22 protein-coding genes and 1 tRNA gene are annotated in these 24,253 nt (G+C 41.9%); 22 read left to right on the forward strand and 1 reads right to left on the reverse strand.

Going from position 1 to position 24,253, the window contains the following annotated elements; all coding sequences use genetic code 11:
• The 14 genes from DW650_RS19845 to xerD form a co-directional block, all read left to right on the forward strand.
• Window positions 1-262, forward strand: a 262-nt coding sequence (locus DW650_RS19845; protein WP_207662848.1) for a hypothetical protein, incomplete at its 5' end; no start/stop codon positions are given.
• Entirely contained in the window at window positions 243-1,310 is a 1,068-nt protein-coding gene (gene cobT, locus DW650_RS00010; RefSeq protein WP_118208762.1) for a nicotinate-nucleotide--dimethylbenzimidazole phosphoribosyltransferase, read from the forward strand. The genes DW650_RS19845 and cobT, both read left to right, overlap by 20 nt.
• Entirely contained in the window at window positions 1,307-2,023 is a 717-nt protein-coding gene (locus DW650_RS00015; RefSeq protein ID WP_118208763.1) for a bifunctional adenosylcobinamide kinase/adenosylcobinamide-phosphate guanylyltransferase, read from the forward strand. The genes cobT and DW650_RS00015 overlap by 4 nt, the downstream gene beginning before the upstream one ends.
• Before the next feature lie 19 nt (window positions 2,024-2,042).
• Window positions 2,043-2,813 carry an adenosylcobinamide-GDP ribazoletransferase gene (locus DW650_RS00020; protein WP_117922675.1) on the forward strand — a complete coding sequence of 257 codons (771 nt, stop codon included), beginning with the start codon at window positions 2,043-2,045 and terminating at the stop codon, window positions 2,811-2,813.
• Between the two features lie 81 nt (window positions 2,814-2,894).
• Window positions 2,895-3,584: a LysR family transcriptional regulator gene (locus DW650_RS00025; protein WP_334294414.1), complete on the forward strand. Its 690-nt coding sequence runs from the start codon at window positions 2,895-2,897 to the stop codon at window positions 3,582-3,584.
• A gap of 370 nt (window positions 3,585-3,954) precedes the next feature.
• Window positions 3,955-4,341, forward strand: coding sequence for an NAD(P)H-dependent oxidoreductase (locus DW650_RS20385; protein WP_118208764.1), 387 nt, complete (start codon window positions 3,955-3,957; stop codon window positions 4,339-4,341).
• A gap of 1,318 nt (window positions 4,342-5,659) precedes the next feature.
• Window positions 5,660-6,811, forward strand: coding sequence for a recombinase RecA (gene recA / locus DW650_RS00035; RefSeq protein WP_117919032.1), 1,152 nt, complete (start codon window positions 5,660-5,662; stop codon window positions 6,809-6,811).
• 3 nt (window positions 6,812-6,814) lie between these two features.
• The gene (locus tag DW650_RS00040) at window positions 6,815-7,438 is read left to right on the forward strand and encodes a regulatory protein RecX (protein ID WP_118208765.1); all 624 of its coding nucleotides are present in this window, start codon (window positions 6,815-6,817) and stop codon (window positions 7,436-7,438) included.
• A gap of 200 nt (window positions 7,439-7,638) precedes the next feature.
• Entirely contained in the window at window positions 7,639-9,186 is a 1,548-nt protein-coding gene (gene rny / locus DW650_RS00045; protein WP_022112858.1) for a ribonuclease Y, read from the forward strand.
• 328 nt (window positions 9,187-9,514) lie between these two features.
• On the forward strand, window positions 9,515-9,988 hold the full coding sequence (locus tag DW650_RS00050; protein WP_118208766.1) for a hypothetical protein: 474 nt from the start codon (window positions 9,515-9,517) through the stop codon (window positions 9,986-9,988).
• A gap of 26 nt (window positions 9,989-10,014) precedes the next feature.
• Window positions 10,015-10,749 (forward strand): response regulator transcription factor, encoded by a 735-nt coding sequence (locus tag DW650_RS00055; RefSeq protein ID WP_117919026.1) that lies wholly within the window; start codon window positions 10,015-10,017, stop codon window positions 10,747-10,749.
• Window positions 10,750-11,243: 494 nt separating this feature from the next.
• On the forward strand, window positions 11,244-11,798 hold the full coding sequence (locus DW650_RS00060; protein ID WP_118208767.1) for an NUDIX hydrolase: 555 nt from the start codon (window positions 11,244-11,246) through the stop codon (window positions 11,796-11,798).
• A gap of 27 nt (window positions 11,799-11,825) precedes the next feature.
• Window positions 11,826-12,389 (forward strand): hypothetical protein, encoded by a 564-nt coding sequence (locus DW650_RS00065; protein ID WP_118208768.1) that lies wholly within the window; start codon window positions 11,826-11,828, stop codon window positions 12,387-12,389.
• A 73-nt stretch (window positions 12,390-12,462) separates the two neighbouring features.
• Window positions 12,463-13,347, forward strand: a complete 885-nt coding sequence (gene xerD / locus DW650_RS00070) for a site-specific tyrosine recombinase XerD (protein ID WP_117919020.1) — start codon at window positions 12,463-12,465, stop codon at window positions 13,345-13,347.
• A gap of 91 nt (window positions 13,348-13,438) precedes the next feature.
• Here xerD and DW650_RS00075 read toward each other — a convergent pair whose 3' ends face one another.
• Window positions 13,439-14,470, reverse strand: a complete 1,032-nt coding sequence (locus tag DW650_RS00075; protein ID WP_118208769.1) for a 3-deoxy-7-phosphoheptulonate synthase — start codon at window positions 14,468-14,470, stop codon at window positions 13,439-13,441.
• Between the two features lie 171 nt (window positions 14,471-14,641).
• Here DW650_RS00075 and aroD point away from each other — a divergent pair, with 171 nt between their 5' ends.
• The 8 genes from aroD (at window position 14,642) to DW650_RS00115 (ending at window position 24,197) form a co-directional block, all read left to right on the forward strand.
• Window positions 14,642-15,394 (forward strand): type I 3-dehydroquinate dehydratase, encoded by a 753-nt coding sequence (aroD, locus tag DW650_RS00080; protein ID WP_118208770.1) that lies wholly within the window; start codon window positions 14,642-14,644, stop codon window positions 15,392-15,394.
• 170 nt (window positions 15,395-15,564) lie between these two features.
• Window positions 15,565-16,029: a MarR family winged helix-turn-helix transcriptional regulator gene (locus tag DW650_RS00085; protein ID WP_243006720.1), complete on the forward strand. Its 465-nt coding sequence runs from the start codon at window positions 15,565-15,567 to the stop codon at window positions 16,027-16,029.
• Between the two features lie 3 nt (window positions 16,030-16,032).
• Entirely contained in the window at window positions 16,033-18,354 is a 2,322-nt protein-coding gene (locus DW650_RS00090; protein WP_117919012.1) for an ABC transporter ATP-binding protein, read from the forward strand.
• Entirely contained in the window at window positions 18,347-20,200 is a 1,854-nt protein-coding gene (locus DW650_RS00095; RefSeq protein WP_117919010.1) for an ABC transporter ATP-binding protein, read from the forward strand. Before DW650_RS00090 ends, DW650_RS00095 begins: the two co-directional genes overlap by 8 nt.
• A gap of 155 nt (window positions 20,201-20,355) precedes the next feature.
• On the forward strand, window positions 20,356-21,321 hold the full coding sequence (locus tag DW650_RS00100; RefSeq protein WP_117919008.1) for an L-lactate dehydrogenase: 966 nt from the start codon (window positions 20,356-20,358) through the stop codon (window positions 21,319-21,321).
• Between the two features lie 66 nt (window positions 21,322-21,387).
• Window positions 21,388-22,500, forward strand: coding sequence for a DUF4422 domain-containing protein (locus DW650_RS00105; RefSeq protein ID WP_117919007.1), 1,113 nt, complete (start codon window positions 21,388-21,390; stop codon window positions 22,498-22,500).
• A 163-nt stretch (window positions 22,501-22,663) separates the two neighbouring features.
• Window positions 22,664-22,735, forward strand: a tRNA-Arg gene (locus tag DW650_RS00110).
• Window positions 22,736-22,832: 97 nt separating this feature from the next.
• Complete coding sequence (locus DW650_RS00115; protein ID WP_243006719.1) at window positions 22,833-24,197, forward strand: SH3 domain-containing protein; 1,365 nt, start codon at window positions 22,833-22,835, stop codon at window positions 24,195-24,197.
• The last annotated feature ends 56 nt before the right edge of the window (window positions 24,198-24,253 follow it).

Here is a 24,253-nt window from a genome sequence, read left to right on the forward strand (position 1 = left end):
GCAGCATCGAGTCATGGATGACTCGTTGTTGCCGTTCACGTCACTCCAAGAAAATCTAACTCAGACACACTTAGACTTTTCTTATTTTCGTACAACGGAACCAAAATTACTCCGGCTTTGCGCAAGACGCCACTCACAAGCCTACGAAACACCATTTGGATGGGCGACGCATGCCTCAACAAACCAGTATTTGTTGGGAGCTTATAAAAATATAGATATTATAGAAATGGACAAAAAAATACATGACAAACCAGCAGCTTAAGCAAATCAAAATCAGAAAACCAGATGAGAACATACGGGAAAAAGTGCAGGAAAATTGGGATTCCCTGGCGAAACCTTTAGACGGTCTGGGAATTTTTGAAAAGATATTTATGCAGATCGGTGCAGTGACGGGCGATGAGAGTGTTCCGATACAGAAAAAGGCAGTTATCGTGATGTGTGCAGACAATGGAATCGTCGAGGAGGGCATCAGCCAGTCCGGACAGGAGGTCACGTATCAGGTTGCAGAATCCATGGGAAAAAGAAAAAGTTCTGTCTGTCTTATGGCAGCACAGGTGAATGCCGAGGTGATACCAATCGATATTGGTATCGCAGCAGAAAAAACACCGGAGGGTGTCTGGAACAAAAAAGTATGCCCTGGTACCAAAAACTTCTTAAAACAGCCTGCGATGACAGAGCAGGAAGCACTAGCTGCGATTGAAGCAGGGATTAAAAGCGTCAAAAAATGTAAAGAAGATGGCGTGATGCTGTTTGCAACCGGTGAGATGGGAATTGGAAATACAACAACCAGCAGTGCTGTGGCTGCGGCACTGCTGGACTGTGGGACTGCAGATATTACCGGAAAAGGTGCAGGGTTAAGTGATGAGGGATTACAGCACAAGATAGAAGTCATCAATGCAGCACGGGAAAAATATCAGTTTGATTCCAAAGAGACATTCCGGATTCTGTGTTCGGTTGGAGGACTTGATATTGCCGGCTTATGTGGTGTGTGTATCGGAGGAGCAGTTTATGGTGTTCCTGTTGTGTTAGACGGTGTGATCAGTGCAGTTTCTGCACTTGTGGCAGAACGGCTGGTGCCGGGGGTAAAAGATTTTTTGATCGCCTCCCATAAAAGCAGAGAGCCTGCTGCGGCATTGATCTTACAGGAACTTGGAGTACATCCGGTCATTGATGGTGCGTTAGCACTCGGTGAGGGAACAGGCGCAGTTCTGATGTTTGGACTTCTGGATACGGTACATGCTGTCTATGATAACAGGACAACTTTTTCAGATATCAGGGTGGAAGCATACCGGAGGTTTACGGAAATATGATGATATTGGTAACAGGTGCAAGCGGCAGCGGAAAGTCGGAATATGCGGAAAATCTGGCAGTGAAGCTGGCAGGGAAAAAGAATCAGGATACTGGAAATAAAATCCCGGATGCGGACCACGCATCAGAAATCTGTGATGGATATCTGTCAGCGGAAAGTCATAAGTTGTATTATCTTGCGACGATGCGTGTGTATGGAGAAGAGGGCATGCGCCGGGTGGAGAGGCACAGAAAATTGCGCGCAGGAAAGGGATTTTATACAGTGGAGTGTCCCATAAATGTGGACGAAGCATTTTCAGAAATTCTTATGTGCGTAGGGGATGAATTCGGCAGAAAATCATCTATGCCGGTGGCTTTGCTGGAGTGTATGTCCAATCTTGTCGCAAACGAGATGTTTCCGGAGCCTGGAGATGAGCAGGAGAGAGGCTGTATGGAGGAAGAAAATCCCGCAGAACAAAATGATGTATATATAACAAAGAAACAACAGAAAGAGACAAATAGCTGTGCCCAAAATATAATCCGTCAGATCAGGCATCTGAGAGATCAGACCGCTCATTTAGTGGTCGTAACCAACCAGATTTTTGAGGACGGAATCACTTATGAGCCGGGGACGACGGAATATATCAGAAATCTTGGGCAGATCAATCAGTTGCTGGCAGAAATGGCAGATTCAGTTGTTGAGGTTGTTGCGGGAATCCCGCTTCTTGTAAAATAACCCGGAAATGGAGACGATTATGACAACAGCATTAAAAGCATTTATCATTGCATTTTCCATGTATTCGCAGATCCCAATGCCGCAGTTTACCTGGCAGGAAAAAGAAATGAAATATGCATTTTGTTTTTTTCCATGGGTGGGAGCAGCGATCGGTGGAATCACGATGTTCTGGTGGTGGTTCTGCGGAAAGTTTTCGGTTGGAAATATGGCATTTGCCATGATAGGTGCAGCAATCCCGCTTGCAGTTACCGGTGGATTTCATGTGGATGGTTTTATGGATACGATGGACGCATTCCATTCCTATCAGCCGAGAGAGCGGAAACTTGAGATCTTAAAAGATTCCCACATAGGTGCTTTTTCCGTGATCTGTCTGGTGCTTTATGAACTGATTTATATCGGAGCTTATTCAGAAATAAATGCTGTGCGGCAGATAGAAATTGCAGCAGTCGGATTCTTTTTATCGAGATGTCTAAGCGGTATAGCAGCAGTGACCTTTCCAGGCGCTAAAAAAGAGGGACTTTTATATATGTTTACGAGCAGGGCACATGAACGGACAGTAAAGGCAGCACTTTTTTTGCAGACACTGTCGGCAGCAGTGTTGATGCTATATATAGACGGCATTACCGGTGCAGCCGTTTTAGTGGGTGCCGGCATTACTTTTTGGTATTATTATAAAAAATGCAAAAAGGAACTCGGCGGTATTACCGGGGATACCGAAGGGTATTTTGTGACAGTGTGCGAGGGTGTGATCGTTTTGGCTGCTGCGGTATGTAAAATTGTATTAATTTAAAAAATACGTTTGATTTTGCTATACTAAGAGCATATAAATCCAGAGGTGTAGCGTGGAACTTAGAGTATTAAATTTTTTTTAATGGTTGCCAGAGAAGAAAATATTACAAAAGCAGCACAACTGCTTCATGTAACGCAGTCGACACTTTCCCGTCAGCTCATGCAGTTGGAAGAGGAATTGGGAGTGCGGCTTTTTCACATAGGAAAACATAGCGTAACCTTGACAGAAGATGGCATGTTACTTCGCAGGCGGGCACAGGAGATTGCAGCATTATCAGAGAAAACGATTTCAGAATTGAAAAATAAAGGTGATATGCTTTCAGGGGAGATATTTATTGGGTGCGGCGAAACGAGAAGTATGGAGATTTTGTCCGAAAATATCAGAAATTTTCGAGAAATCTATCCTCTGGTACAGTTTCATATATACAGTGCCACAGCGGATGACATTAAAGAGTGTATAGAGAAAGGATTGCTCGATATTGGACTTTTAACAGAGCCTGTTGATATATCAAAGTATGAATTTATTCGTATGCTGGGCAAAGAAAGATGGGGCGTGTTAGTAAATCCGGATTCTCCGTTGTATGTAAAAGAAAGTGTATCACCTGCTGACTTATCAGGTATTCCGCTTATCATGGTACAGAGAAATTCTGTAAAAAATGAACTGGCAAACTGGTTTGGCGATATTTATGAACAATTAGATGTGGCAGCTACTTATAATCTTATTCTGAATGCAGCCAGTAAAGGAAGGCGTGGGGACAGCGGTTTGTTTTGATCTTGGGATGATGTATGGAGAGTTACGATTCATTCCGTTTACCCCACAACTGGAAACGGGCTCAGTTCTGGTATGGAAGAAAAATCAGGCGCATGCTGACACACTGCGGTTATTTTTACAGTTTGTTAAAAATGCCTTATAAGCATTGCTCACAATTTATAATGGGTATTAGACATAACATATATATGAAAGTAAAATGAAGGTGTTCCGAAAGGAGCATCTTTTTAATTAGCTGTAAACAGCACCACTCGGGCGCGAAAGAGTCGCAGGCGACTCTTTGTTTCGTATAATACTCCTTAGTCAGGGGGTTATATTAGAAGAAATATGGGACTATGAGAGGATAAGAGGATGACAAAGCAGGAGGCTGCAGATGGCAGCAAAAGGCGTGGAGTCTCCGATTATCGGGGCAACGAAGGTGAAATATATTGATGATGCAGTGGGTGCACTTGATATACATTTAGCGGATGAGGACGTTGCTTATCTGGAAGAAATGTATGTGCCACATCCAGTCATCGGAGCAATTGATAAAAACCCGGAGCAGGGAGTCATGTTATTGGATGAGAAAAATAGAAAGTGCACAGGCTGCATGATATTCATTTTGAGCAATAAAGAAAGAGAGGACAAAGACTATGAAGAAAAATATAGGATTGGAAAAGAACTTTTCGAAGCAGATATGTTAGTAATAGTAACTCCTTTATATTATTATGGAATGTCAGCACAAGTGAAAACAGTAATTGCTGGTTTGTTTATGAAATAAATAGCTCGTCCAAATGGTGTGTCGCAGGTCTGTGAGTGGCATCTTGCGCAAAGCTGGAGTTAATTTTGGTTCCATTGTACGAAAATAAGAAAAGTCTAAGTGTGTCTGAATTAGATTTTCTCGGAGTGACGTGACCGGCGTTCAACGAGCCATCCGTGGCTCGTGAAGCCTTGTTCTGCCATCCGTGGCAGAACATCACTGTGTACCTACAGACACACTAAGATTTTCTAATTTTCTCCCAAAGTCACAAAATCAGCTCCGGCTTTGCGCAAGATGCCAGTCTTCAGGTTGTGAACACCATTTGGGTGGGCGGTTCATCTCAAAATCTGGGGGCGTAAGTGCGGATTTTTGATATTCGCACAACTGAAAATATGCTTAAAATCCTAATGTGCTGTATCACTGATATTCAGCCTAATGACTTCCCAGAATTTCCATCTGCTACATTGTATTACATGAATTATTTCGTAAATTGTCAGACCAAATAACACAGAATATGTTTTCAAATGTGTATGGCAATAAACATAGGCATAATGGGATATATTGAGGTTTTCCAGTATTATCAAACCAATAATAATCTATTAAATATAGTTATTTGGAAATATTTTTTAATCTGATTCAGACACAAACACTAAAAATTTACGCACCCCCAAGGTTGTAAAATGAGTTTCCCGGCTAAGGGTGGATCACAACTTAGTGGCTGGCAAATCGCATCAAGCCGGGATTCGTTTTGTGACTTTGGGAGAAAATTAGGCAATCTTAGTCTGCCTGTTCGTAACACAGTGTTGTGCTGCCACGGACGGCAGCACAAGTCTTAATGCCCCCGGACGGGGCGTTTAAGACGCACACGTCACTCCGAGAAACATTAAATCAGGCTGACTTAGACTTGCCTTATTTTCGTACAACGGAACAAAACAGTCCCGGCTTGATGCAATTTGCCAATCAAAAGCCTGTGAGACCACCCTTAGCCGGGGAACTCATGTCACCCGCAAACCAGCATTTATCGGGGCGTTTGTTTAATAAAAGAAAGCACTTGTAATTGAAAGTATACTATGATACACTTGTCGACAAGGAAGTTCATTTCCGATGAGGTTGTCAGATATAAATCTATACCGCCTGAAGAGGCGATCCACGGGCATCAATCTGCCGGTAATCCTGTAAATAAAAATAAGTGCTGTTGGGGAAAATGTGTTTTGCAGGCAGCCATAAACCTGTCGTAGAGCGTGTGGGGGAATACAGACAATTTTATGGTTGACATTTCAGAAAAAATATAATACTATTAGAACAGAAAAACGAACATAAGTTCGCACGGAGGAAAGAAATGGCAAAGGAAGATAAATATAAAGAGATCAATGCAGTAAAAAATGATAAACTAAAAGCATTAGATGCTGCAATTTCACAGATTGAGAAGCAGTATGGCAAGGGATCTATAATGAAGCTCGGAGATAATTCCGCACATATGAATGTGGAGACGATCCCTACCGGTTCTTTAAGTCTTGATATTGCATTAGGTTTAGGCGGACTCCCGAAGGGAAGAATCATTGAGATCTATGGACCGGAGTCTAGTGGTAAGACGACAGTTGCACTGCATGCGGTTGCAGAGGTACAGAAAAGAGGAGGCATTGCTGGATTCATTGACGCAGAGCATGCCTTAGATCCGGTCTATGCAAAGAATATCGGCGTTGATATTGATAATTTGTACATATCACAGCCGGACTGCGGAGAACAGGCACTTGAGATCACTGAGACCATGGTGCGTTCCGGTGCGGTAGATATTGTGATCGTTGACTCCGTGGCAGCACTTGTTCCAAAGGCAGAGATTGATGGAGATATGGGTGATTCACATGTAGGACTTCAGGCACGACTGATGAGCCAGGCACTTCGTAAGCTGACTTCTGTTATCAGCAAGTCAAACTGTGTGGTTATCTTTATCAACCAGCTACGTGAAAAAGTAGGTGTAATGTTCGGTAACCCAGAGACAACGACCGGTGGACGTGCGTTAAAGTTTTATTCCTCTGTCCGTATGGATGTCAGAAGGATTGAGGCATTAAAGCAGGGCGGGGAGGTTGTTGGAAACCGTACCAGAGTAAAGATCGTTAAGAATAAGGTGGCACCACCATTCCGTGAAGCAGAGTTTGATATCATGTTTGGACAGGGTATTTCAAGAGAAGGTGATATCTTAGACCTTGCGGCAGATAAAGGGGTTGTTAACAAGTCCGGAGCATGGTATGCATATAATGGAGATAAGATTGGCCAGGGACGTGAGAATGCAAAGCAGTATCTGAAAGATAACCCACTGATCTGTGAGGAGATTGAGGCAAAAGTCAGAGAGATGTTAAAGGTTGACGGAACCGAAGAATCTGAAGAAGCAAAGGAAAACGAGACTGAGGCACAGAGTATAAAGGCTGCTGAAGCGATTGCAAAAAAAGCTGAGGCGATCGAGAAGGCTGCGTCATCAGAAGCGGAGGAATAAAAGATGCAGGAGTTACTTGTCACTGAAGTAATTCCCCGGGAAAAAGGAAGGACTTCCATTCGTTTTGACAACGGGATGGAAGTCCTTTTATATAAAGGTGAGGTAAGAAAATTAGGTTTACAGGAGCAAACTGTCATATCCCGGGAAAAATATGATGAGATCATTTATGAAATACTTGGAACAAGGGCAAAGAAACGCGCAATGTTTCTGTTGGAACAAATGGACAGGACAGAGCATCAGCTGAGAGATAAACTGATGCAGAATGGATATCCTGCGGTCTGTGTGGATCTTGCAATAGACTATGTAAAAAAATATCATTATATTGATGATCTGCGTTATGCAACAAATTATATTTCATATCAGCAGAAGAGGAAGAGCCGTCAGAAATTAAAAATAGATCTTTTAACAAAAGGAATTGACAAAAACGTGATAGAACAGGCGCTGGATGAAGCGTTTGACAGTGATGAACAGATAAAGATCCGTCAGCTTTTAGAGAAGAAGCATTATGATCCAAAGGAATGTGATCGCAAAGAAAAGCAAAAAACATACCAGTATCTGATGCGTCGTGGATTTAAGGGCAGCGATATTTTACATGTTATGAAGATCTGGGACGGATACGAGGAATAAGAATGCAGTAAAACCTGGATTTTTGGTACAATATGTTGTATTGGAGCAAAATAAAAATGCAATATTATGCACATTGAACAGTTATCTACTTGACATAAATATTAAAATAGAATAAAATTTATATGTTGTAATTATGACAGATAACAATCCATGTTTTAATGTTATATGTACAATGAAAATTTAATAAAGGAGGTGCTCCTGTGGGAAGTGTGATTATCGCTGTTGTGATCACTCTACTGGTTACCGCGGTCGTTGTATATTTCGTCACAACTGCTTACTATAAAAAAGTAACAGAGGCTAAGATCGGAAATGCAGATGAAAAAGCGCGTGAGATCATTGATGAAGCGGTAAAGACGGCAGAGACCAAGAAGCGTGAAGCAATGCTTGAAGCGAAGGAAGAATCCATCCGTGTCAAGAATGACTTAGACAAGGAGGTAAAAGAGCGGAGAGCAGAGATCGGACGCAGTGAACGACGCATTGTTCAGAAAGAGGAAAATCTGGACAAAAAGTTAGAAGCGATCGAAAAACGTGAGGCGGGATTTGCAGCCAAGGAAGAAGAGATCAACAGACAGAAAGCGCAGGTCGCAAAGCTCAATGAAGAGCGTGTGAAAGAACTGGAAAGGATCTCCGGTTTAACCTCCGAACAGGCAAAGGATTATCTCTTAAAGACTGTTGAAGAAGACGTTAAAATTGATACTGCAAAATTGATCAAAGAAATGGAACACAAGGCAAAGGAAGAAGCTGATAAGAAGGCAAAAGAGTATGTAGTCACTGCAATTCAGAAGTGTGCTGCAGATCATGTTGCCGAGACGACGATTTCTGTTGTTCAGCTTCCAAATGACGAAATGAAAGGAAGAATCATCGGACGTGAGGGACGTAATATCCGTACCTTAGAAACGTTGACAGGTGTTGACCTGATCATTGATGATACGCCTGAGGCGGTAATTTTATCAGGTTTTGATCCGATTCGTCGAGAAGTTGCCAGAATTGCTTTGGAAAAACTGATTGTGGATGGACGTATTCATCCGGCAAGAATCGAAGAAATGGTTGAGAAGGCTCAGAAAGAAGTCGAGACAATGATTCGTGAGGAAGGTGAGGCGGCAACTTTAGAGGTTGGTGTTCATGGAATTCATCCAGAACTTGTACGTCTTTTAGGACGAATGAAATTCCGGACGAGCTACGGACAAAATGCTCTCAAACATTCTATTGAAGTAGCACAGCTTTCCGGATTACTTGCTGCTGAGATTGGTGTAGATGTAAGAACTGCAAAACGGGCAGGATTATTGCATGATATCGGTAAATCTGTCGACCATGATATGGAAGGTTCCCATATTCAGATCGGTGTGGATTTATGTAGAAAATACAAGGAATCACCAATTATCATCAATGCGGTAGAAGCGCATCATGGTGATGTAGAACCGGAGTCATTAATTGCATGTATCATTCAGGCTGCAGATACGATCAGTGCAGCAAGACCAGGTGCCAGAAGAGAGACACTTGAAACATATTCAAACAGACTGAAACAGTTAGAAGATATTTCTAACGGATTTAAGGGTGTAGAAAAATCCTTTGCTATTCAGGCGGGCAGGGAGATTCGAATCATGGTTGTTCCGGAACAGATCAGCGATGCCGATATGGTATTGCTTGCACGTGATATTTCAAAACAGATCGAGGCTGAATTGGAATATCCGGGACAGATTAAGGTAAATGTTATTCGAGAATCAAGAGTAACGGATTATGCGAAATGATTCGTGACAATAGTTTTGCTCGCGAAGCGTGCAGGCCATTGTTCATGGTAATAGAATGTTTACAGAACGTGCATTTTATTATTGGAAAAAAATAAAGAGACTGTCGTACCAGAGTCAGAAATGACCGGTACGGCAGTTTTTTGATTCATAGGAAATCTCACGTCCTATGAATCAAAAAAACTCCGGGCAGGATTCTTTCTTGTATATATGGAAATTGCAATCCATAATTCCATATCCATGAAGATAAAATCCTAAAAAAATAGTGCCAGAATGTAAAATATATGTTAAAATACATCTGAAAAAGAGCGAAAGAAAGGTGGTGTGGCAAATGCAGAGTGTGAAAAAACATAAGTGGATTTTATTCCTTCTGATCGGATTTATGATCATATCTTTCTTTCAGTTTTTACCACAGACAGACACACTGCATTTGGAAACGACATCACAGAATTTAAAGCTGGCTGCAGATATACTGCCTGATGGCGGAATAGAGCAATATCAGACAGACTGGCTGATGGAGCCAGGGATAGCGGAACATCAGGCGTGTAACGTTCCTGAAAATATACCGGCATCCGCATTTGCGCGAACAACGCAGAGCGATGCCGTTCTTGGAGAACAGGGACAGAGCAGGTTTCAGATTTTACGTTTTCTTGTAGAAGTATACGTACTTATTGTGATACCGGCTGTTATTTTGCATATGGCATTGAAGCGTTTTGGCAGCCATATGATCATGCTGTGGCAGAATATCAAATATATCCATCTGGTAGATGGAAAGAAGGCAAAACATTTTCCTGTAATCAAATAAAAATATATTACAGGAGGCGCTTTAACGTGAATGAAAACAGAATAAGTGACAGAGCAAAAATATTACTGATTGATGAAGATGCGAGTATTTCCTATTTGATCCGCAGGGCAATGGAAAAAGAAAATTATAAGATATATACTGCGGGAAAAGGAAAACAGGGGATGGAGATGAGTACCGGTATCTGCCCGGATCTGATCCTGATGGATAATAAATTTTCTGATATGGAGGGACTGGCGTTAATTCAATGGTTTAGGGAGTGGACGGATGCTCCGATTATTGTTTTATCGGAACAGAACAGCTATCTTGATAAAGTAGAGGCATTATATGCCGGAGCAGATGATTATATGGTAAAGCCGTTTCATGAAAAGGAACTGGCAGCACGGATTTTTTCGGCATTGAGAAGAAGAATTTCGACAGGTGCACATACATACTATGAGGCAGGAAATCTTAAAGTTGATTTCACAAAAAGACAAGTTCTGCTTGGAGGTATGGAAATTCATTTTTCGCCAGTGGAGTATCGGATCATAGAAAGTCTTGCGTTAAATGCTGGCACGGTTGTAACATACCAGATGCTTTTGGAAAAAATATGGGGACCGTATGCAGAGCAGAACAGCAGGATACTTCGTGTTAATATGACAAATATCCGAAAAAAAATCGAAAGATCTCCATTGGAACCGGAGTATATAACAACGATCCCGAGGGTAGGATACCGGATGTTAGAGAGCCAGACGAGTGTAAATGGCATGCAGATGATGGCATAACAGAAAAAGAAGGTTGAAAAAAACAGACTGCACACAGATATGTGCGGTCTGTTTTTTATGTAATAGGTAAATTCGTTGAAATTACCTATTACATAAAAAACCCTCCGGGCAGGATTGTTTCTTGGATAATATAATGTCATTCTATTATTTGGATGTACGATATTTTTTCGACTGACAGTAGGAATCATAAATTCCGTAAACAAAACCTCCGATCATAATGCCAATACCGATAATAGAAAAAATAATTTCAGCAATTGTCATAGCTGGTCTCCTCCCTGTAGATAAGATGTTATCAGTATAACAGTATTTGTTATATGGAGGAGAAATTTGCGCATTCTTTAATCCTTTTTGAAAAGAGAATGGGAAAGTTTTAACACTTTATTTATCTGATGTCAGGATATAAAAAACTGATGGAAAATAGACGAAGCGGGTGGTAAAATAACAGCAGAAAGAATAAGAACAAAAGAAGACAGGATTTGTGGAGGAATATCATTATGGATAAACAGGTCAAGAGAATAAAAAGAGAACTGGTGAAAAATGGAGCAATTCTGGATATATATACGGATACCATGCAGCTTCCGGACGGAAAACTTGAGGAATGGGATTTTATCTCGCACAGAAAAGGTGCAGCAGCAGTTGTACCGGTGAGAGAAGATGGAAAGATTCTGATGGTACGTCAATACCGGAATGCGATCGACCGAATGACACTTGAGATACCGGCAGGATCGAGAGATAGTGTCACAGAAGACACAAAAGTATGTGCAGCAAGGGAATTAGAGGAGGAGACAGGATATCGCAGTGATGATCTCACGCGTCTTTTATCCCTTAAGACCACAGTAGCATTTTGCAATGAGTTCATTGATGTGTATCTGGCACGCAATTTAAAACCGGGTCATCAGCATTTAGATGAGGGAGAGTATATAGATGTTGAGGCATATGAGATAGATGAATTGTGTCAGATGATCTATGATGGAAAATTGCAGGATGCGAAAACAGTTTCTGCACTTCTTGCATACAAAAATCTTCTGAATCAGGAGAAAAACGCATAAACTAAAGAAAAAGGATGTGCGGTGTGCATGAAAAAAGAAGGATTCCTGTTTTTTGCGGTGTTTTTTGCGGGTGTTTTTCTTGCAAACCTGTTAAAGTACAAAGAGGGGAATCTTTGCCGGATATTAAACATATGGATTTTAGAACAGTTTGCATATAGCAGTATTTCGCTGGAAAGACTATTCTGGCAGTTGTTTTGGAAAAGGGGAAAGTTTGCTTTTTTCTCTTTTTTGCTTGGAGAATGGTGTGGATACGTGGTGGCATCAACAGCATGTTTGTGCCTGCTGACAGGAACTTTTGGGTTTTTCCTTACAATGGCGATTGCAGATCTTGGAATCCGGGGTGTTGCATTTGCGTTCGTCAGTGTTTTCCCGCATGCATTTTTATATGTGGCAGCGGTGCTATGGTGCAGGTTCTGTGGAAAAAACAAAATGCAGTATCGGTCATTTAACTGTGATCTGAAAAGCCGCATGAAAAAAATATTTGAATCTGTCTCGTTTTATGGAGTAGCAGTTGCACTGATGGTTGGCGGTGTTTTTGCGGAAACTTATATCAATAATCCGATCCTTAAGATGCTTGTAAAAAATTTTTGAAAAGATTGCTTTTTAGTTTGCTTGTTATTATAATGAAAAAATACACAGGATAAAAAGAAAGTCAGGAAAAAACATGACACGTGACATTATGGATTTTATAGAATATATTCACAATGAAAAACAGACATCGAAGAATACAGAGGTTTCTTATGAGCGTGATCTTCGTAAACTGAATGAATATCTGGCAGGGCAGAATATATGTGATGCAGCTGCTGTTACAGAGACAAATCTGAATGCATATGTTATGTTTTTAGAGCGCGAGGGACGGAAACCAGCGACTGTTTCGAGAAGTATAGCATCAATGAAGGCTTTTTTTCATTTCCTTGAGCGGGAGCGGAGAATTGAAGCAGATCCGGCATGGAGGTTGAAAGCACCTAAGATTGAAAAAACAATGCCACGCATTCTGACCACGGAAGAGGTGACACTCTTACTGGAGCAGCCATCCGGCAATACTCCGAAGGAACTGCGGGATAAAGCGATGTTGGAACTGCTTTATGCAACAGGGATACGCGTGTCGGAGCTGATATCACTGAAGATTTCGGATCTGAATCTTCAGATGGAGTATGTGATCTGTACGGACACCCACAAAGAACGTATTATTCCCTTTGGAAATGTTGCAAAGGAAGCATTAGCAAAATATATACAGGATGGAAGAGAACATCTGGTCAGCCAGGAAGACTGTCCGTGGCTGTTTACAAACTGTACCGGTGGTGCCATGAGCCGTCAGGGTTTTTGGAAGCTGATCAAGTTTTATGGGAAAAAGGCGGGGATCGAATCGGAGATCACACCTCATACATTAAGACATTCATTTGCGGCACATATGATCAGCAATGGAGCGGATTTAAAATCTGTCCAGGAGATGTTAGGTCATTCTGATATCTCAACGACACAGATTTATTCGCAGATGGGACAGGGAAGAATAAGAGAGGTATATTTAAAAGCACATCCAAGAGGATAACAGTTAAAAAAGATGCAGACTATAAAAGAGGAACCCACAGATTTGGAGTTCCTCTTTTTTATGTAGTATTTATACTATCAGAAGGTATCAATTAATTGCACATATCTGCGATCGTGTAAATGAGATTTTTGGAATCTTTCCAGCCAAGGCATGGATCTGTGATAGATTTTCCGTAGATATGTTCGCCAATCTTCTGGGAACCTTCCTCAATATAACTTTCGATCATGACACCTTTGACCATTTTTCTGATCTCAGAAGAAACCTGACGGTTGTGCATGACTTCTTTTACAATACGGATCTGTTCTCTGTGTTTTTTGCCGGAGTTGGAATGGTTTACATCCACAACGGCTGCCGGATTTACAAGATCCATTTTCTCATACATGTCGCACAGACGGATCAGATCCTCATAATGATAATTTTGTGTGGAGTTGCCGTGTTTGCTGACTGCACCGCGCAGAACAACATGCGTAAGAGGGTTACCGCTTGTCTCGACTTCATAGCCACGGTATACAAAATGATGTGGGTGCTGCGCTGCATATACGGAGTTGAGCATAACGGAGAAATCACCACTGGTCGGGTTCTTCATACCTGATGCAACATCAAAACCGCTGACGGTCAGACGATGCTGCTGGTCTTCAACAGAACGTGCGCCGATAGCGACATAGGAGAGAAGATCTTCTACATATCCCCAGTTTTCCGGATAAAGCATCTCATCTGCACAGGTTAAACCGCTCTCTTTGATCGCACGGATGTGCATTTTTCGCATGGCGATCAGACCTTCGATCATATCCGGTGCTTTTTCAGGATCTGGCTGGGATGCGATACCTTTGTAGCCTTCGCCGGTAGTACGGGGCTTATTTGTATAAACGCGTGGAATGATGATCAGGCGGTCAGCAACATCCTCCTGAATTTTTGTGAGGCGGCTGACATAATCGCAGACTGCGTCTTCCCTGTCAGCAGAACAAGGTCCGATGATAACTAAAAACCGGTCATCTTTTCCTGTGATGACGTCAGAGATCATGGCATCGCGTTCTTTTTTTAACTGTTTTAATTCTTCTGACAGCGGAAAATCACGTTTGATCTCTGCCGGAGAAGGAAGCTGGTTTAAAAATGTAAAACTCATAATAAAACTCCATTCTAAGCGCCAAAGTACATGCGCTGTCGCTTGTATTTGATAAAATCAAAAATATATTAAATGATATAGCAGAAGATGTCAAATATTTGCATAACAGAGAAGTGATGGTTATAATGAAAATTATAGCAATGACGTAAGAGGTAATGGGAGGTGTCAGGCATGAAAATAAGAGAAACCGAAGTTGGAACGGGGCGTCCGCTGGTCTGTGTTCCGGTGCTTGAAAAAACAAAAGAGGAAGTTATAAATGAAATAGAATATCTTGCAGAATCCGCTGCAGACATGATCGAATGGCGGCTGGATGCATTTGAACATTTTACGGATTATAATGAAGTGCGGGAGATATTGCAGCAGGCAGCGCCTTTGCTAAAGAAAAAATTGTTTTTATATACATTTCGTACTGCAAGACAGGGTGGAATGGCATCGGTTGACCGGGAAACATTAACAGATCTGCATGATCTTGCGACAGAATCAGAATGTGTGGATCTGATCGATCTGGAATTTTTTGAGGAGGAACACACTGCAAGGCAGATCCGGAAAATTCAGAAAAAAGGGAAGAAAATCGTAGCATCACATCATGACCTGGAAGGAACACCACAGATGGAAGTTATGCGGATGCTGCTGGACCGTATGTGTGAAGGCGGAGCGGATATTGTCAAACTGGTTGTAACTCCCAAAACGCCGGAGGATGTTTTAAGACTTCTTGCGGTCACATCTGAATTTCACTGTGAAAACAAAGAAACTCCGATTATCACTGTGGCAATGGGAAAATTAGGTGAGATCAGCAGAGTAAGCGGGGAGACATTTGGCTCCTGCGTGACGTTTGCATCACATAAAAAGAAAAGTGCACCGGGGCAGTTTGATCTCGAAGAAATGAGACGGACAATTGATATGATGCATCAGGTGTGTGAGTAAAAATAAAAAAAGAATATAAAGAAAATATAAAGAATGGATAAAGTGCAGGGAAGATACTTGACGTAGTATCTTCCCTGTGTTAATATATGCCACTGTAAATAAATAACAAAGAGAATACATAACAAAGAGAATATATAACAATATTAAATAACGAGGTGAGAAAAACAAAAATGGATGATTTATTTACAAGATTTTTCTCTGCACTGTATCAGTTCCATAAACTGCATATGGGCGATCTTGTGCCGGATATCACCAAAATTGAAGGTATGACGATGTTGGCGATCAGGCATTGCAACGGGGAAATGGGAAAGGAAGAACTGACGGTATCTGAACTGACTGCGAAGTTGAAAGCGAAGGGACCCGCAGTTTCACGTACCTTAAAGACATTAGAGGATAAAGGATATATTGAGCGTGATGTCAATAAGGCGGACAGACGAAATACGTATGTGAAACTGACAGATTCCGGGAAAAAGAAAACAGAGGAGTGCGAGCAGATCATGAGTAATTTTGCACATGCGGTTATTTCAAAAATGGACAGGGATGATATGGAAGGTATGATAGACTGTCTGAACGAACTGTATGAGGCAGCCAAAGAAGAAATTGCAGACCGGAAAATGAGACAAAAAGGAGAGTAGAATATGAGCAAAATATTTAAAAATATGCTCCCATACTGGAAGGGATTGATCATAGTAATCGCGCTGTTGATTGTTCAGGCATGGTGTGATCTGTCACTTCCGGCATATACATCGGATATTATTGATGTCGGTATCCAGAACAAAGGTGTGGAGCATGTACTGCCGGAAGCAGTAACAGAAGATGAATTTACATTAGTACAGCTTTTTATGACAGATGAGGAAAAAGAAAGCTGGGAGAACAGCTACGAACAGGATGGAGAGGTTTACCGTCTGACTGTTACAGATAAAAAACAGTTAGAGGAGCTGGATGATACACTGCTTTTACCACTCCTGATGAATTATCAGATGTCATCGGTGGATGAGCAGACCTTTAAAGAGAGTGTGGCAAAACAGACCGGAATGGATCAGGCAATGCTTGATAATATGAGCATTGAACAGATCGGGGAGTCCATGGGCGTGCCGCTTACTTCTTTTGAAAAAGAGATAGAGGATGATGATGGAAATACCGTAGCCACAAATTGCGTGGATATGCGCACGATTTTTTTAGCCATGAAAGCATCCGGGGCAATGACAGAAGACCAGATCTTATCTATGCGTGATACCGTTTCCGATACGATTGATACGATGGGAAGTTCTCTGGTAAAATCAATGGGAATTGCTTATGCGGTTAACTGCGATACGCAGGCAGGGTTGGATATTGATAAGATACAGACATCTTACCTCTGGTCAGCCGGAGTAAGAATGGTTGCGATGGCGCTGCTTATGGGGGTTGCAACGGTTCTGGTAGGATTTGTTGGTGCACGTATCGGTGCAGGGATCGGACGTGACCTCAGAGGAAAAATATTCGGACGTGTGGTACGTTTTTCGAATGCGGAGATGGATCGTTTTTCCACGGCATCCCTGATCACAAGAAGTACCAATGATATCCAGCAGATCCAGATGGTTTCTGCCGTGATGATCCGTATGGTTGCATATGCGCCGATCCTTGGTATCGGTGGTGTCTTAAAAATCATCCAGACGGGAGCAGGAATGGGATGGATCATTATTCTTGCAATCCTTGTGATCCTCGGATATGTTATGGTATTGATGGCAGTTACGATGCCTCGTTTTAAACTGATGCAGAAACTTGTGGATAAGATCAATCTGGTATCAAGGGAGATTTTGACAGGACTTTCTGTTATCCGTGCATTCGGTAGGGAGACAGAGGAAGAAAAGCGTTTTGATGATGCGAATAAAGACCTGACAAAAACAATGCTGTTTACGAACCGTGTCATGACATTTATGATGCCTGGAATGATGCTGATCATGAATCTTCTGACCGTAGGTATCGTATGGGTAGGAGCTCATAAGATTGATGCAGGTTCTATGCAGGTTGGATCGATGACAGCATTTATTACGTATGCGATGATGATCGTTATGGCATTTTTGATGCTGACAGCAATGTCTATCATGCTTCCGCGTGCAGCAGTCGCAGCAGAGCGCATCGATGAGGTTATCAATACAGAATCTTCCATAGAAGATGCAGAGACTCCGGAAGAGTTAAAAGAACATAAAGGAGTGATCCGTTTTTCACATGTCAGCTTCCGTTATCCGGGTGCAGAGGCAGATGTACTTGAAGATATTGATTTTACTGCAGAGCCAGGTAAGACAACGGCGATCATTGGAAGTACCGGATGCGGAAAATCTACACTGGTCAATCTGATCCCGCGGCTTTATGATGTTACGGACGGAAGTGTTACACTAGATGGTCAGGATATCCGGAATATCCGCATGGAAGATTTGAGAGAAGAGATTGGTTTTGTACCGCAGAAAGGTGTATTGTTTTCCGGTACGATTGCTTCGAACCTGCGTTTTGGAAAGCGGGATGCTACGGATGAGGAAATCAAAGAAGCAGCAGCAATCGCGCAGGCAACAGATTTTATCGAAGAAAAACAGGAAAAATATGACAGCGATATCGCACAGGGTGGAAGCAATGTCTCCGGAGGACAGAAACAGCGTCTTGCCATTGCACGTGCGATTGCAAAACAGCCAAAGATCTATGTGTTTGACGACAGTTTTTCTGCACTTGATCTAAAGACGGATGCAGCACTTCGAAAGGCACTTGCATCAAAAGTTAAGGACAGTACGGTAATCATTGTGGCACAGAGAATCAGTACGATCCTGCATGCAGAACAGATCCTTGTACTGGATGATGGCAGAATCGTCGGAAAAGGTACACATGAGGAATTGCTGAAAAATTGTGAGACCTATCGGCAGATCGCACGTTCACAGCTTTCTGCAAAAGAACTTGGAATCGAGGAAAGTGAGGTGTCTGTCAATGAGTAATGAAAGAGAAAGAACAGGAATGCAGCGCCGTGGCAGAGGACCGATGGGACATGGCATGCAGCCGGGAGAAAAACCAAAAGATTTAAAAGGTTCTTTAGGAAAACTGTTATCTTATATTGGAAGTTTTAAAGCAGCGATTATTGTGGTCATGATTTTTGCGGCAGCTTCTACGGTATTTAATGTAATCGGCCCTAAAATTCTAGGAAAAGCAACAACAGCGCTTTCTGAAGGACTGATGGCAAAGATTCAGGGCACTGGAGGCATTGATTTTACTTATATCGGACAGATTCTTTTGTTTGTGCTTGGACTTTATGTGTGTAGTGCAGCTTTTAACTTTATCCAGGGCTGGATCATGACAGGTGTGACACAGAAGATCTGTTACCGGATGCGTAAAGAAATCTCTGAAAAGATCAACCGCATGCCGATGAAATATTTTGAGAGCCGTACTTATGGAGAGGTTTTATCAAGGATCACCAATGATGTCGATACTTTAGGTCAGGGATTAAACCAGAGTATCACAACGATCATTACATCGGTTGCTACTTTGATCGGTGTACTGATCATGATGCTCAGTATTTCTCCGCTGATGACACTGATCGCGATCGTGATCCTGCCAATCTCCATGGCACTGATCTCATTTGTGGTTAAGAAATCCCAGAAATACTTCAAAGACCAGCAGGAATATTTAGGTCACATCAACGGACAGGTCGAGGAAGTTTATGGCGGACATTTAGTTATCAAAGCATTTAACCGTGAAAAAGATACGATCGATGAATTTAACCGTACAAATGAAATTCTGTATCAGTCAGCATGGAAATCCCAGTTTTTGTCCGGAATGATGCAGCCGATCATGATGTTTGTCGGAAACCTTGGCTATGCAGCCGTGGCATTATCCGGTGGACTGTTTGCGATCCGTGGAACGATCACAATCGGTGATATCCAGGCATTTATCCAGTATGTAAAAAACTTTACGCAGCCGATCCAGCAGATCGCACAGGTCATCAACCAGGTGCAGTCGATGGCGGCAGCATCCGAGCGTGTGTTTGATTTTTTAAATGAGGAAGAGGAAGATCAGACTGCAGAAAATCCGGCAGATGTGAGTACAGTGACAGGAACGGTTGATTTTGATCATGTACAGTTTGGCTATAATCCGGATCAGACGATCATCAAAGATTTCAGTGCTCATGTAAAACCGGGACAGAAGATCGCTATTGTAGGTCCGACCGGAGCAGGAAAGACCACGATGGTAAAACTTTTAATGCGTTTTTATGATGTAAACAGCGGTTCTATCAAATTAGACGGTCATGATGTAAGAGAGTTTAACCGCAGGGAATTAAGGGATGCGTTTGGAATGGTATTGCAGGATACATGGCTGTTTAAAGGAACGATCATGGAAAATATCCGTTACGGACGTTTAGATGCCACGGATGAGGAAGTGATCGCAGCAGCAAAAGCAGCACATGCCGATCACTTTATCAAGACGCTTCCGGGTGGTTATCAGATGGAATTAAATGAGGATGCAAGCAATGTTTCACAGGGACAGAAACAGCTCCTTACGATCGCAAGGGCAATTCTTGCAGATAATAAGATTTTGATCCTCGATGAGGCAACTTCTTCGGTTGATACGAGAACTGAGGTTACGATCCAGAAGGCAATGGATAACCTAATGCGTGGCAGAACCAGTTTTGTCATTGCACACAGATTATCAACGATCCGTAATGCAGATCTGATCCTTGTCATGAAGGATGGGGATATCGTGGAACAGGGAAATCATGAAGAACTGCTTGCGAAAAACGGATTTTATGCAAATCTTTATAATTCACAGTTTGAGGATGTTGTTGCCTGAAATAATAGAATGAATGATCCGTAAACATTTTATTGTCATGGATCATAAAGGGATGTCGTCATATGGCGGCATCCCTTTTTATGTATAAATTTTTCTGCGATCAGGAAATATTATAAAAAAAGCCATGTTTACATGGCAGAAAGCAGGAAAATCATATGGGAAAAATGAATATCAGAAAAGCAGCGATGATCGGTTGCGGATTTGTAGGTGCATCATCGGCATTTGCGCTGATGCAGAGCGGTATTTTTTCAGAAATGGTTATGATCGATGCAGATCATGCAAAGGCAGAGGGAGAAGCGATGGATTTAAGCCATGGACTTCCATTTGCAAGACCGGTAAAAATATATGCCGGGGATTATGATGATATCACAGATGCCGGGATCATTATCATCACGGCAGGAGCAAACCAGAAGCCGGATGAGACGAGGCTTGATCTGATCCATAAAAATGTAGAAATTTATAAACAGATCATTCCGGAAATTGCAAAGAGAGACTGTGAGGGAATCCTCCTTATCGTGTCAAATCCGGTAGACATTCTTACCTATACGGCATTAAAGCTCTCTGGTTTTCCGGAACACCGTGTGATCGGCTCGGGAACGGTGCTTGATACTGCCCGGTTAAAATATCTGATCGGGGAGCATTTAGGGGTGGACAACCGCAGTGTACATGCGTTTATCATCGGCGAACATGGAGACAGTGAACTTGCAGCATGGTCAAATGCAAATATTTCAGGCGTGAGACTTAGCGATTTCTGTGAAATGCGGGGACATTTTATGCATGAAGAATCAGAAAACCGTATCTATGAAAAAGTAAGAAACAGTGCTTACGAGATCATTGAACGGAAACACGCCACGTATTATGGAATCGCAATGGCGGTAAAGAGGATCTGTGAATGTATCATAAGAAATGAACAGTCGATCCTGCCGGTATCATCCATGATGCGTGGCATTTATGGGATGGAGGACGTCGTGATCAGTATGCCTGCCATTGTTGGAAAAGACGGAGTGGAGGATGTGATACCGATCTCGCTGGATGATGAAGAAAAAATCCAGTTAAAAAATTCGGCAGACATTTTGAATGAAATGAAAGAGATGATAAAAAAAGAACATGGGATCGGTTAAAAAAGAAGGATAATTGTGTTATAGTTTATTTATGCAGAGCACAACACAAAAGAGGAGGGACATATCATGTCCATGCGCATATATACCATGACACACAAAAAATTCACGCCGCTGTCGGATAAACTGTATGTACCGCTCCATGTCGGAAGGGCATGTGGGGAAGATTTTGGATATCAGGGAGATGATACAGGAGAACAGATCTCGGCATTGAACTGTTATTACAGTGAACTGACAGGATTTTACTGGATCTGGAAAAATTGTCATGATGTGGATTATGTCGGTACCTGCCATTACAGAAGATATCTGATCAATGAAAAGGAACAGATTTATACGGAGGCGGAATACCGGGAACTGTTAAAGAAATATGACCTGGTCACAACGAAAAAGGTTCAGTTAAATAATTCTTACTATGATGGATTTTCGGCAAATCATAATATACGGGCGCTTGAAATGACAGGAAAAGTCATAGCAGAGAAATACCCGGAATATGCAGATGCGTTTGACACGCTGGTAAATGGCAGACAGACTTATTTTGGAAATATTCTTGTCACATCAAAAAAATTATTTGATGAATATGCGTCCTGGCTGTTTTCCATTTTTTTTGAAGTGGCAGAGCGGATTGAACTGGAGACGGGAGAAGATGCCTACCATAAAAGAGTATTTGGATTTATTTCTGAATTTCTATTGCTTGTTTGGGCTACCGTTAAGAAATTGCGTGTGTATGAATGTAAGGTGGGAATGCTTGGAGAAAAGGCAGAAACAGGTGAATTAAAACAAAGACTTGCCGAATGTTTCAGAAAACGTGATGTTGATCTGGCAAAAAAGATTTTTCTGGAAACAAGAGAAATGCGGCCGGATGTATTGATGGAGGCGTCGGATATCACAGGTGAATTGCATCTTTGTATGCAGATCATTGCAACCGCAGGGGAGGAAAGGTGCCATGGAGAAACAATGATCCTGGAGAGGGAAAATGATTTCGACAGGCTGATAGAAATTTTCTCAGAATTAAACCGGATTGTAAGCAGGTACCGCGAAGACAGTCAGAGCACAGAGGATATCTGTTTCCTGAAAAAAGAAAAAATATCGGGGACTGCCGTCTGGGTGGCAGTTATGATAGGAAAAGAATCGGATAGTGAAAAAAAGGATCTTCTGAATCGTATATTAAAAGATCTTCATTAAATTTTAAGAAATGCCGGAGAACAGGAAAATACAAGCGTGCGGAATGACACGGTAACCTGTGCCGGCATTTTTTGTTGACAATTATTTTAGGGTCTGTTATGATAAAACGTGCGTGAAAAAGTGTTTTTGCGTTGTAGATCCCTTATATGAATAGTAAGAGCAGGCAACCGTAGTCTAATGGATAGAACACCGGACTCCGACTCCGGCAATGCGGGTTCGATTCCCGCCGGGTGCATTTTGACAGTCAGATAGCAGGCGGCATACTATATGTTTCGCCTGTTACATATTTTTGTGAAGTTTTATATAACAAATGGAAAGGGATGGAAAATACAATGGCTTCTTCGAATGTTGATGATAAATTAAAAAATGATACAGAAAATAAAGAGACAGGTAATAAAACAGAAAATAGTGGGACAAATAAGATCCTTATGTTCATAAAACAGAATGTCCGGTATATCACAGCAGGTGTATTATTCCTTGCACTTGTGCTTATTTTAGTGAAAGCCGGATCACCGAAACAGTCACAGAACGGACAGGATGTTGCGGCAACAGAAGTTACGTCAGAGGCATCGAATGATGCAGTGCAGGAATTTGAAGTGGATGCACATGAGGATGTAAATACATTAATCAACCAGTATTACACCGCATATGCAGCAGGAGATACGGATACTCTTCAGACAATCGCCACTCCATTGTCAGAAAATGAGAAAAGCTATATTTCTGTATTCAGTCAGTATGTTGATGCATACCAGAATATCAAATGTTATACCAAACAGGGGCTTGATGCATCTTCATATCTTGTGTCTGTTTATGTGGAAGTAAAATTTAAGGATGTAGATACAGTTGCACCGGGACTGGATTTCTTCTATGTGCGCACGAATGATGATGGCAGTGTATATATTGATAACCTTTACAGCCAGTACAATTTAAAGATAAAAGAAAATGCGTTAGATACAAGCATCCAGAACCTGATCAGTGAGTATGAGGGAAGTGAAGATGTCAATTCACTCCAGAAAGAAGTCCAGGACAAATATGACACGGCAGTTGCGTCAGATGATAAGCTGAGCGAGATGATCCAGACGACAATTCCGAATGCGATCACTGAGTGGGCAGGTACGATTGTAAGCCAGAATACCGAAACAGAAAGTACTGAGCAGGTACCGGAAGAAACAACGGAGGCAGAGCAGACTGAAACGCCGGAAGAGAATACAGACCAGCCTGAGGAAAATGGACCGACGCAGAGCGAACCGGATACAGTTTATGCAGTAGATACGGTAAATGTAAGGGCAGCAGCAGATACCGAATCAGAAAAACTTGGTACGTTAGAGCAGGGTACAGCACTTACAAGAACAGGTACAGATGGTGAGTGGAGTATTGTTAATTATAACGGTCAGACCGGATATATCAAAACAGAATATCTGACTACAAAGAATGCTGATTCTGAAGCAGACAATGGACAAACAGATAATGGTGGTAATGATGAACAGACATCTGCAGGTGATTTCATAGCAGAGGGAACAGTTATTACATTAAAGGATTCTGTAAATGTACGTTCTGGAATGAGTGAGTCAGACAGCAAGATAGGAACCGCATTTACAGGCGAGAAAGTAACGGTGGTCATGAGTTATGCAGAAGGCTGGACAAAGGTGACATGGAATGGTCAGACCGGATATATTAAAACTTCCCTGTTGCAGTAACTGCTGAATATATGATGTGTAGCAGGATTCCAGCAACAGACTTGTTGTCATAGTAA

The sequence above is a fragment of the Roseburia sp. AM23-20 genome (assembly GCF_003470905.1).
GTDB lineage: Bacteria > Bacillota > Clostridia > Lachnospirales > Lachnospiraceae > Roseburia > Roseburia rectibacter.